Annotated in this window: 12 protein-coding genes; 2 read left to right on the forward strand and 10 right to left on the reverse strand. The window is 41.9% G+C overall.

Going from position 1 to position 11,862, the window contains the following annotated elements; translation table 11 throughout:
• Window positions 1–3: 3 nt before the first annotated feature.
• Entirely contained in the window at window positions 4–447 is a 444-nt protein-coding gene (locus QNK26_RS05950) for a hemerythrin domain-containing protein (protein WP_319221507.1), read from the reverse strand.
• A gap of 136 nt (window positions 448–583) precedes the next feature.
• Here QNK26_RS05950 and QNK26_RS05955 point away from each other — a divergent pair, with 136 nt between their 5' ends.
• Entirely contained in the window at window positions 584–1,399 is an 816-nt protein-coding gene (locus QNK26_RS05955) for a sterol desaturase family protein (RefSeq protein ID WP_319221508.1), read from the forward strand.
• 37 nt (window positions 1,400–1,436) lie between these two features.
• A complete protein-coding gene (locus QNK26_RS05960) occupies window positions 1,437–1,838 on the forward strand; it encodes a hypothetical protein (RefSeq protein ID WP_319221509.1) in 402 nt (133 codons plus the stop codon).
• On the opposite strand, the gene QNK26_RS05965 is transcribed toward QNK26_RS05960, so the two are convergent.
• From QNK26_RS05965 to QNK26_RS06005, 9 genes are all read right to left on the reverse strand, one after another.
• The gene (locus QNK26_RS05965; protein WP_319221510.1) at window positions 1,835–3,205 is read right to left on the reverse strand and encodes a bacterial transcriptional activator domain-containing protein; all 1,371 of its coding nucleotides are present in this window, start codon (window positions 3,203–3,205) and stop codon (window positions 1,835–1,837) included. The two genes, QNK26_RS05960 and QNK26_RS05965, sit on opposite strands and share 4 nt — an antisense overlap.
• Window positions 3,202–3,816: an energy transducer TonB gene (locus tag QNK26_RS05970; RefSeq protein WP_319221511.1), complete on the reverse strand. Its 615-nt coding sequence runs from the start codon at window positions 3,814–3,816 to the stop codon at window positions 3,202–3,204. The genes QNK26_RS05965 and QNK26_RS05970 overlap by 4 nt, the downstream gene beginning before the upstream one ends.
• Complete coding sequence (locus QNK26_RS05975) at window positions 3,816–4,220, reverse strand: ExbD/TolR family protein (RefSeq protein WP_019439279.1); 405 nt, start codon at window positions 4,218–4,220, stop codon at window positions 3,816–3,818. The genes QNK26_RS05970 and QNK26_RS05975 overlap by 1 nt, the downstream gene beginning before the upstream one ends.
• Entirely contained in the window at window positions 4,210–4,770 is a 561-nt protein-coding gene (locus QNK26_RS05980; RefSeq protein WP_413816350.1) for a MotA/TolQ/ExbB proton channel family protein, read from the reverse strand. Before QNK26_RS05980 ends, QNK26_RS05975 begins: the two co-directional genes overlap by 11 nt.
• Window positions 4,771–4,785: 15 nt before the next feature.
• Window positions 4,786–6,273: a MotA/TolQ/ExbB proton channel family protein gene (locus QNK26_RS05985; RefSeq protein ID WP_319221513.1), complete on the reverse strand. Its 1,488-nt coding sequence runs from the start codon at window positions 6,271–6,273 to the stop codon at window positions 4,786–4,788.
• On the reverse strand, window positions 6,270–7,076 hold the full coding sequence (locus QNK26_RS05990) for a DUF3450 domain-containing protein (protein ID WP_319221514.1): 807 nt from the start codon (window positions 7,074–7,076) through the stop codon (window positions 6,270–6,272). The genes QNK26_RS05985 and QNK26_RS05990 overlap by 4 nt, the downstream gene beginning before the upstream one ends.
• A 171-nt stretch (window positions 7,077–7,247) precedes the next feature.
• The gene (locus QNK26_RS05995; protein ID WP_319221516.1) at window positions 7,248–9,326 is read right to left on the reverse strand and encodes a TonB-dependent siderophore receptor; all 2,079 of its coding nucleotides are present in this window, start codon (window positions 9,324–9,326) and stop codon (window positions 7,248–7,250) included.
• Window positions 9,327–9,579: 253 nt separating this feature from the next.
• Entirely contained in the window at window positions 9,580–10,974 is a 1,395-nt protein-coding gene (locus tag QNK26_RS06000) for an ATP-binding protein (RefSeq protein ID WP_319221517.1), read from the reverse strand.
• The gene (locus QNK26_RS06005; RefSeq protein WP_319221518.1) at window positions 10,971–11,642 is read right to left on the reverse strand and encodes a response regulator transcription factor; all 672 of its coding nucleotides are present in this window, start codon (window positions 11,640–11,642) and stop codon (window positions 10,971–10,973) included. Before QNK26_RS06005 ends, QNK26_RS06000 begins: the two co-directional genes overlap by 4 nt.
• Between the last annotated feature and the right edge of the window lie 220 nt (window positions 11,643–11,862).

The following is an 11,862-nucleotide window of genomic DNA, read 5'->3' on the forward strand; positions in this document are numbered from 1 at the left end:
GCATTATTGCTTGTTCCAGTCATTAAATTTTTTCTGCCACTCGTTAACATCATCAGGTAGTCGCTGGTCCATTATGTTATATAAGATTTGTTCTTCTTTCATATTGTGCTGCTGCATTAAAATCATCAGCGTTTCAGATAACCCTAAGAAGTCTGCGCTGCTCTGAGCTTTCAGCTGCTGACTCATCTCTTCAACCAATTGGCGCATTTGAGCATGCTCAGCACGCATAACTTGGGTTGGTCCCATTGTCATACCAGTCGCTTGTTCAAATGCAGGAAATAAAATTGATTCTTCCAGTGTCAAATGCAACTCGAGATCAGTCGTAAATATCGACCACTGACTATTTGCCTGCGCCCAATCATTTGCGGATACAGCCGACTCTGCAGCAATAAATGAATCATCGCAATGGCGGTGTTGCGCTGTCATAAAACTTGGAATAGTGTCCATAAAAAGACCTCAAAATAATACACGGTAATAATATGTTGATCATTTTACGTATCCGCTATTTAGTTGTAATTGATATATGTCTATTCCGACATAAACATCGTAATATAACGTATTGAGTAGCGCATTTGGAGTGTTTATGAGTGAATGGTTTATTGCGAACAGTAATATGCTTCGTGCGAGCGCGTTTATCGGCTTACTTATCTTATTAGCCATCGGCGAGTACTATAAACCCAAACGCCCACTAACCGCTTCAAAGTGGCAACGCTGGGGTAATAACCTCGCGATAGTGCTCATTAATAATCTAACACTAAAATTATTTATTCCTGTTCTTGCCATTGATGCAGCAGTCTTGGCTGAACAACAGCAATGGGGACTGTTCTCCTTAGCAAATTTAGATGCCACAATAAATGAAACAATCCTTATCTTGGTTTCAATCATGCTGCTTGATGCTGCCATTTATTTCCAACACAAGATTTTTCATCAAGTACCGTTCTTATGGCGTTTACACCGTATGCATCACAGTGACCTTGATATAGACGTGACGACAGCGATCCGCTTTCATCCCATTGAGATTGTACTTTCTATGCTCATAAAGATTGCAGTCATTATCGCCCTTGGTGTACCCGCTATTGCAGTGGTACTATTTGAAATGCTATTAAACTTAACCGCGATGTTTAACCACAGTAACATCCGCCTACCAAGTAAGCTGGATCGCTATATCCGTACAATTTTAGTAACACCTGATATGCACCGTATCCACCACTCGACAAACAGTCATGAAACTAATCGTAATTTTGGCTTTTGCTTAGCTTGGTGGGATCGCCTGTTTGGCAGCTATCAAGCACAACCTAAATTAGGTCATCAGAATATGGAAATAGGTTTACCTTATTTTCGAGATCCAAAAGAATGCCAAGTACAGCGCATGCTAACGCAACCATTTAGAAATAAATAACGCGCTATAAATAACAACATTAACAGGTATCAATAACGTGACGAACCCTAACCATTCTTCATCAAAAATTTCTAACGATGACGCCCGTAAACTCAGCCGCAAAGTCACGGCTGATATAGCTATGAAGCAGCTTGATGAAATTTTTATCGACAATAACGTGTCTATCGCGGTGCAGATCGCGGTGACAGAATATCAAGGCAAAGACCCTGAGCAATACTTCACGGTATTAAGCACTCACCTACGCCCAGCCTATTTACGCGTGATCACGGAGTCATTACAAACTCAAAATTTAGCGGCTTTAGATGCCAACAGTCATTATCTAAAACTCAGTAAAACCCATAAAAATATGCTTGAAGCGTTAAAACAACAAGAAAAATATAAGCCGCTAAATGATACCCAGATTATTGAATGCGCGTTGTTAGCTTTACTCCGCAGTTAACTATTAATCTGTTGCACTTGCTGCAGGTAGTTAAGCCAGCCTTTTGCACTCGCCGATGGCACGATATGTTGTGCGAGTTTGGCGTGTGTTATCGCCCGATCGTATTGCTGCAGTTTATAATAAGCACGTACTTTGGCTAATTCGATCGCGGCCAGCTCTTTGCTACTTTTATGTTGCTGGATTTGAGTGTGATTTAGTTCAAGCAACGCAGCTTCATAACGCCCTTGTTGCAATAACAATTGTGCTAAGGGCCATCGGTATTCCCCTGTATTGCCTTCAGACAAGCTAACGACATCACGCCATGTGTTAATGGCGTATTGCCATTCTTTTGCCATCTGCCAATACCGTGCTTGCTCAACTAACAAGACCTGACGTTTATCATTATCAGCGGTTTCTTTTGCTAAAGCAGCTAATTCTAATGCCGCTTGTTCCGGTATACCCTGCTGTGCATACAGCTGCGCTAGCGTACGGCGCTCTGCGGCACTGAGTTCAAGTCCCTGGCGTTGGGCTAAAATCAATGTTGTTAATGCCGCGGCTGGCTGTGATGTTCGTAGCTGTAAACCAGCCAGTTGCTGCCACCATAATAATTTATCCGGTTCAACAGCGATAATACGATCGAGTGTATCAATCGCAGCAGGCCAGCGCTGCAATTGTGATTGTGCGGTTAGTTGTAAATTTAACGCTTGGACTTGATCGCCTTGGTTATTTAAACCTTCATACGAATTAACAGCACTCAGAACCTTGTCCCATTCGCGTAATTGGTAATGGGTTTGGGCGATGCGTAGCCATAATTCGGTAAATTCATTTAGTTTAATATCTGCTTTTTTTGGCTTACCGTTAGCTGCATTTTTATGGTCATGTTTATCACCATCAACAGCCGTATTGACAAGCACACCATCGATTAACGCATAGTCATTCACGAGCACATAGTAATGCGGTAACGCCTGTCTATACTGCTGCTGACTGAGTAAAATATCAGCAACCATACGCTGCGTTACCCAAGCTTGTTGCTTAGGCAATAACTGGCTATCAACCGCTAAGGATAAATACTTTACCGCTTCTTGAGTATTTTCTTGTTGCCAATGAAAAATGCCTAAGACACGCTGTACAAAAGCTTTATCATAAGCTTGTCTCGGGGTTAAATCAGTCAATAATTCAATCGCATCACGGTAACGTTCTTGTTGCTGCAGCGCTTGCGCCGCTTGGATCTTACCAGCAATAAATTGCGTTAACTGTGGAGGGTTCGCATAAGCCGATGCGGTGAAAAAACACGTCAGAGCCAACAGCCAATTAAGTTTCAGCTTGCTTAAGTCAGTTTTACCTATGCGTCGCTTGGTTTTATAAACAGTTAAAAATCGTAAATTCATCGCTCTAATTTAAACTCCAAGGTCAGTGTTTGGTTAACTTGCATTATCGCTTTACCCTCTTCCAATTTGGGTTGATACTTCCATTTTCTTAATGCTTTCACTGCCGATCTTTCAAATAAACGTCTTGGTTTGGCATCCAGCACTTTAATATCTACCGGACGACCCAAAGTATCAATAGTGAATGACATTTTGACCCAGCCTTGGGCACCTTGTTTCATCGCCCGAGAAGGGTAACGCGGCTCGACACGATACAAAGGCATAGCTTGCTGATTAGCACTAAATTCGCCAATTGCGGGCAAACCGACCTCAACACCAATACCCGCCATATCGATACCAAGTACAGGCATATCCGGCAAGGCTAAGGTTTTTGCTTCGGCATTGGCAACGGGCACGCTATCTGTCGGTGGCGGCGCATTTATAGGCTGCTCAGGTAATGCGCGCTGACGACGGTTAACATCACGTTCTTGCTCAACCATGACGATATCAAACGCCTGCGCGTTGGACTCTTCAGGTTTGCCCGAGTGGCCGTTATCAACCATCCAAGCCATCATAGTGAATAGACCCAATGTCATGCCTAACGCCAAAGGTATCGCCATTAAAAAACGTAACATTAAGACTTCTCCGCCGCCAATGCGATACCATTAACGCCAGCACCGTTGGCAGCATCCATCACTTTAACGACCGTACCATTAAAGGCATGTTCATCGGCTTGGATCACCAAAGACGCATCCGGTTGAGAAAGCAATAAATGCTCAAGAGTGGCTTGCACACGCTCGACATCAACCATGCGTTTATCAATATAAATATCATTATTCGAGGTGATCGCGATAAAGATACCTGCGCCTGCTTGGCTAACCACATTGCTGGCCTGAGGACGATTAACTTCAACACCTGATTCACGCACAAATGAGCTGGTGACAATAAAAAAGATCAGCATGATAAAAACAATATCTAACATCGAGGTCATATCAATTTGTGCATCTTCACGAGCGGCTGAACGGCGATTAAATCTCATGCGCTTTCCTTTTTAAATAGTCTTTATTAATAGATGGTCTTAATAATTTTTCTAATCTGTTATAACGTGTATCACAAGCTTTGCTTAAACGAGCATGGGCAAACATCCCCGCCAATGCCGCAACCATTCCCGCCATTGTCGGTAATGTCGCTAGCGAGATCCCAGCTGCCATTAACTTAGGTTCACTGCTACCCAATGTCGCCATGACATCAAATACACTGATCATGCCAGTAACAGTACCTAACAGCCCTAACATAGGGCAAATTGCCACCAGCACTTTCAAAAAATTAAGATTTTGCTGCAGCGCTTGTTGCGCCTGTAATAACCAACCACCACGTATAGCGTGAGCATGCCAAGAGCCTTGCTCTGTACGCGCGCCCCAACGGGCTAACCAATCGCGTTGCTGAGCAGGGAAATAGCAATACAGATACAATAAGCGCTCCATCACGCAACACCAACACAGCATCACAATAGCAGCAAGCCAATACAAGATTGGCCCTCCTTGCTGCATAAATTGATTGACGCTTTCCAGCCAATCAATTGAACTCATATCAAAATGCATCCGTTAGCCTACTCGTTGTGAAGTAAGTGGTTTTGAAAGAGCTTGTTGCGAGATAGGCTGCTGCGAAAGATCTGCTACATTAGCGTCATTGACCGCTGCCACAGCCAACTTCTCAGCTTCTTGGGCAACCAAACTAATGCCTTGTTTTTCTAAGGTATCGCGAATATTATCGGCTTGGGTACTAAGGATATTGTGGGCAAGTAATAACGGCATCGCAGCCACTAGACCTAATACCGTCGTGATCAGCGCCATTGAGATACCACCTGCCATCACTTTCGGATCGCCATTACCAAACTGGGTGATCACTTGGAAGGTTTCAATCATACCTGTTACTGTACCCAGTAAACCCAGCATAGGTGCCAATGCAGCCAGTAGTTTCAGCATAGAGAGACCTTTCTCTAAGCCTTGCTGTTCATCAACCACGACTTCCATTAAGCGTAGCTCTAACGCTTCAGTACTATGATGTAATGCAGATTTCGCGTTGCTATCTACATACACTTTTAAAATACGACCTAATGGGTTGTTACCGATTACGCTAGGATCCGCTAATTGCTGTTTGATTTGACGGCGAGTCAATACTAATTTCATACCTTGAACAGCCGCGATCAATAAACCAACCACCAGTAAGGAAATGATCACATAGCCAACTGTGCCGCCATTTTGTAAACGGTCTTTTAGTGTCGGCGTATTTTCTAACTGCGCCAACATCAAACCACGTGATGGGTCCAACACAACCACATTCCCTGTCACCTCGGGCGTTGCTAAACTAAGCGCTGTAGGCGCATTTTCAGGTTGCTTTAGGTAAGCTGTCGCGGTTTGCTTATCGCCATTCCAAGCTAAATAACCTTGTTCATCAACAATCCCCATACTACCTAAGCGTACAACAGGTTTAGTGGCTAATTGCCCGGCACCATCAATAACAGCAACGTTCACTGTTTTAATTTCACCACTGGCTTTTATTTGCTCTGTTAATCCAGACCACAGCCCTGTTAATTGCACCATTGATGGTAATGTTTTAGCCGCAACAATATCCGCGATAACCGGTGCAAACGTCGCACTGTCGATAGCGGTTACAGCCGTATTAACTTCACTGCTTAGTTGTTTCGCTGATTGACGTACAACGCCAAATAACTCCCCTAAGCTACCCGTTTCTAAACGTAAGCGCGTTTCTTGCTTAGCGAGTTTTTCTTCATTTTCAGTAAACTGCTGGCTCAAGGCTTCTGTTTCATTTTGCAGTTGACGTTGCGTTGCTAATAATGTCTTACGTTGCTGCTTAATTTGCTGTTCGGTTAATTTAAAGCCAGCTTCACGCTGTTTTAACGCTGTAGTCAGCTGTTTATTATCTTGTTTAGTATCGTCAAGTAATTGTTTACTCACTGCTTGCGCGTCATTATTCTGCGTAGCAGCAGCCAGTGCAGGATTAACAGTCAGAGAAAATGAACTGGCGGTGATCACGCTTAATAGCAATGTTTTTGTTAAGAATTGTTTCATTGGGCATTACCTACACGTTGCGCAGTTGTCACAGGAAGAGAAATTAAGCTTGGCGCAATTTGTTTATTGGCCATTTTGAAGGCTTTGTCGATAGCATCAGTCTGTTCAGTGATCGTCACCCACTCTTGACGATCATCATGCCACTGCCAATAGCTTTGGCTGTCTAAGCTGCGCGCCACAAAGGCGATACGACCGAGGTGGAGTAAATCAACAGTGATAGATTGAGCAACTGACGTTAGTGCGATTTCACCTTGATACACACCTAATTTAGTGCCGTAGTCAATTTCGATTTGATACGCTTCTAAGATGCGGCGGTATTTTTCTGCATCGCTCACATCCGCTTGACCCATCATCGCGTTTAATTTGTCTAGGCGCGCTAAACGTTGCTGCTTTTTAATTGGCTTACCAGTATTAATTATCTCTTCTAAACCGGTGATCATTTTATACATCAAGGGGACTATGCCTTGGCGGGTATTTTTAATCCCTGCTAGTTGTTCATCTAAACTATTCAACTCTTGATTTTGATTGTGCACTAATTTAATAAGATGGTTACGATATACAGCTAAGTTATCAACCTCTTCCTGTAGTCGTTCAATTTCTGCTTGCATGCTTAAAGTACGATCTGCACTGTTATCAATTTTATGCTGACTGTGGGCCGCCGTATTATTCATTTTTTCAGTGAGTGCTTGGGCACTATCAATCGCTTGCGTGCTGCCATTAGTTTGCGCAAGCACAACATTGCTAAACGTAACACTGCTCAGAGCAGCAACGAGAACCAGAGAGTAAGTTTTATTTTTAAGCATAAGTAATCTACATTCGAGTTAAAATTTAAAAAGGAATAAAACCACAAAAAGCAACAACCGACATCTATGGGATCCAAGAGTCGATTGCTGCTGTTTATGAAGGTTTAGCTATTTAGCTTGAGCGTATATTTACTTAGCATATAGTCGCTTAGCATATAGTCACCTGTATTCTTAGTAACGTAATTGAATTGAAGCCATGTAGTTACGGCCTTCACCAACGATGGTTTTCGTTTGGCTACCACCGGCTAAGTAATCGGTATCAAACAAGTTTTCAATGTTGAAACGTAGTACTAGATCCATGTCTTTATCGTAATTAATGGTGTGGGCAATGCCGGTATCAAAACGTGTGTAAGCGTCTTTCTTATAAGTATTTTTCTCGTCACCGAAACGCTCACCAACATAGATAGCACCTAAGTTTACATCTGTGTTATTCGCAAACGAGTAGCGACTCCAAACACTTGCTGAGAACTCAGGCACATCCGCAGGACGATTTCCATCAATAGAAGAATCAAATTCATCATGAATTGTTGCATCTAGATACGTCATTGAACCGCTAAGTGAGATAGCTTCGCTTACATAACCCATTGCGCTGAATTCAGCACCACGATGAACTTGTTTACCTGCTTGTGTCGTTTCAGAGTCCTTACCTGGGACTGTGGTTACTTTTTGGTTAATAATGATATTTTCTTGAGTAATATCGAAGATTGCACCTGATACAAATAGCTGGTTATCCATCAGTTCCCATTTAGAACCAAGTTCATATAGCTTGCCTTTAACAGGATCTAGTTCCATGCCGTTATTAATGTCGTTAATGTCATCAATAGCATCTTTTGGCTCAAAACTTTCAGAATAAGTAACATAGATAGAGCCATTTTCTTTCGGATGATAAATCAGTCCTAGCTTCGGTAATAAATTATTGTAAGTATCTTTAGAATTAACTTCACGATCAAAACGTAAACCAGCGAGTACTTGCCATTGCTCATTAACCGTTATCATGTCTTGAACATAAATACCGTAAGAATCGCGCTCCGTTGGATCTTTCAGCGCACCTTTACTGTAATCCAAACCAGCTGGTTTATCTAAAGCATCACCTGGCTTAGCTGTTTGTCCGCCAATTTTATGCGTTTGACCAAGGTAGTAATAACCTAACCAGTTCGCACCAATCAAGGTCTGATGTTGCATACCGAATGCATCAAACTCACCGACAAAATCAACAAACGCAGTATTAAACTCCCAGTGATCAAAACGATCATAACCACTATAAGTAATGTCGCCATCTTTATTAGGGACTGGATTAGTAAAACTCTCAGTATCACGACGTTTAAAATCTTGGTTGTTATAACCTAACTTCATGTTCCAGTTATCAGACAATTGTGCCGCAACATCAAAACCAATGTTCTCAACATCATTTTCAATCGTAGACCAGTCAGCATCCCAGATAAATTTTTCACCTCCGACAGGCTTGCCATCAACAATATAAGCGCCAGAATCAACACTGCCGTTATCATTGGTTTTATCGTAATGCACTGATAAAGTTACTTTGTCATTTAAGTCGTAATCAACAAATAAGCCACCAACAAAACGTTCTGTCGACGGCGTGCTACCATCGCTGTATGTACGCCATGAATCGTAGCTCTGCTTTGATACAACAGCACGGGCACGTAATGTTTGGTCATCATTTAATGAACCACTTACATCCGCAGTTGTACGTGAATCATTGTTAGAACCTAAATCTTGACTGATGTTAACTTGCGTTTCGTAAGTTGGTTTTTTCGAAACCATATTCACTAAGCCGCCTGGTGCTGATTTACCGTAAAGTAGGCCTGCAGGACCTTTTAATACTTCAACTCGCTCTAGCAGTTCGATAGGTTGGCGGTAATGAGACCAATGTTGCTTACCATCACGCAAGAAACCACTACCACTATCTAGTGAGAAACCACGCAGTGAAAAAGATTCACGATTACGGCTTACACCACCAGCAGAAATACTTGAATCGTTTTTCAGTACGTCACCTAACGTACTCGCGCGCTGCTCATCAATTAGCTGCTCGTCAATAACAGTTACTTGCCCTGGAGTTTCAAGCTGTGTTGCTTCAACACGCATTGCGGTACTATTAGTATCAACTTTAAAGCCATAATCACGACCGACAACTTCCATGTGCTCATCTGTGTCTACTGTTTCAGTAGAGTAAGCACCTGGCGCTGCAAGTACCGTCGCAATGACGACAGCTAATCGAGTTTTACAAAACATATTCCGTTATCTCCGATTCATTTTTATTAATTTGAATTTCACGCCTACTTCTGTAGGTCGACTTGATGAACAGGATTCTAATTGATAATCATTACCATTTGCATGAAATTTACATTCTTTGCAATTGAGCTAAATCGAAAGTTTACGGCAAGATAGGATGTGCGCATTTATTAAGCGAGCCTGCATATAAAAACGGCTTATTTCATATTGAAACAAGCCGTTTTTATAAATAAGCATTAGTTAATAACCATTATTAGATAGGAAATCGTAATTTCACGATGACGCCATTATTTACATTAAGTTCCGCAACCGCTTCACCACGCATGATAATCATCGCTTCCTTTACAATAGCAAGTCCGAGTCCATAACCACCCGACTGTTTCGTCCTCGCTTGCTCAATACGCACGAACGGATCAAATACGCGCTCTAATTGCGCTATGGGAATACCAATACCGTCATCTGCAATAATGACTTCAACATACTGTGCTTGCTGACGAACGCTTAGTTCAATGGTGGCACTTTCACCGGCGTATTTGATTGCATTCTCAAGCACATTTTTAATCGCTCTTAAACATAACCGACTGTCAGCAAGCACCATCGAGGTGGCATTATCTAATTCCACATTTAAAGATTGTTGTGGTTTTAAAGCGATTTCATTTTGCATCACTTGGATCTGACACAAGGATTCAAGCTGTGTTGGTATAAGCTTCACTGATACGTTTTCATGGTCTAAACGACTAAACTCCAATATCTCACTCACTAAGTTATTCATTTCTGCCGACTCATGATCTAACTTATCTAATAACTCTCCGACTTCTTCAGGACAGCGTTTACGCAACAAATGTAGTACCAAGCTATGCCTTGCTAGGGGGGTTCTTAATTCATGTGATACGTCAGTGATCAGCTTTTTCTGTTTGCCGATTAAATGATTAATATACTCTGCCATATCATCTAGATCTTGGGCCAGCTGATTGAACTCGGTCACACTATTACCGACCCGATGAGAGACTCGAATACTAAAGTCACCTTCAGCAAGCCCGCGACTGGCGGCTTGTAATCGATGCAAAGGTTGTTGTAAATGCCGTGCCAGCAATAATGAAAAAATAGCGAGTAATATACTAGTGATCACAAATTGGATCGCCGCAAAGTAATAAGGGAAGTAATGGGCGGGATGTTGCTTATCAGAAAACTGCACGACAAGTTGATAACCGGGGCGTAAAGGTAAACCAATAACAGGCTTACTAACATGTTTTTCTAAAATGCTATCGAGTTGCCGAATGAAACGCAGTTTAAATTTAAAGTGTGGATGCATAATACGCGAGCTGACCTCTTCGAGATCGTCATTAAGCACAAATAAATAACTCGCTTGTGTCGCTTCCCACGCGGCAAGTTTAGCTCGGTCTATATTGCCTTCAGCGTCTTTATTATCAAGCAGCTTATTAGCCTGCTCAGCAAGTCCTAACATTTCTGTTTTAACAGTTGTAGGTAAATGTAATAACACGCGCACTAACGCCATTTCCGCAATACTTTGTAAGCTGAGGATCAATACGAGGGTAATGGCAAAATAGCTGAATAAACGAAATGCCAGTCCTTGGCGATCACCTAAAAAAAACCATTTCCTTACGATTTTTGAACAATTCCAACTCATACCGCCATACTGCCCACGTGTTCAAAAAAGCTGTAACCTTTACCACGTACCGTCTTAATATGTAATTTAGACAGACCTGATTGCACCATCTTGCGACGTATATTACTAATGTGCATATCCAGATTACGATCGAACGGACATAAATCTTTCTTTAATACTTGTTTTTGCAATTCACCTTTCGATACTACAATTTCGTGGCGAGATACAAGGTATTCAAGTAACTCCGCTTCTGTTCCAGTCAGCGATAAACGTGATAACTGGGTGAGAATTGAACTCTCATTACCCAAATTTTGTCTTTGTTTTTCTAAACCGACACGGCGTAACATAACTTGAATGCGGGTTAATAATTCAGGCACATGATAAGGTTTGGCAATATACTGATCTGCGCCCGCTTGTAAGCAATCGAGCATCGCAGTTTCATCGGCTAATGCTGTTAGCATTAAAATCGGCGTAGCAAAGCGCTGGCATATACGTCTTGCCACCTGTAAGCCATTAATATTGGGTAACATAACATCGAGTAATACCAGATCAACGGGATGCGACTGTATGTAGTCTAATGCCGTTTCACCACAATGTACGCTATGCACTTCATAGCCATCTTCAAGCAATACTTCAGTTAATAATTCACACAGTTGTACATCGTCATCGACAATGAGAATTTGGGACACAGCCAAAACACCTTAATAGAAATAATTCGTATTAGTATTTTAATCAAGAATTCATCTAAGTACAACCAACTTTAAACGGTGCTTGATACAGATCAAAGTCACAAATGCAAAATTAACTAATTTCAGCTGTACCTTGTGTCGCTAGTTCATTAATATGAAGCTAAATTGATAAACAATAAGTCGATTTATTGTTAGCTGACAAATCTATATGGACATATGG

Origin of the sequence: Moritella sp. (assembly GCF_033791185.1) — a bacterium.
Classification (GTDB): domain Bacteria; phylum Pseudomonadota; class Gammaproteobacteria; order Enterobacterales; family Moritellaceae; genus Moritella.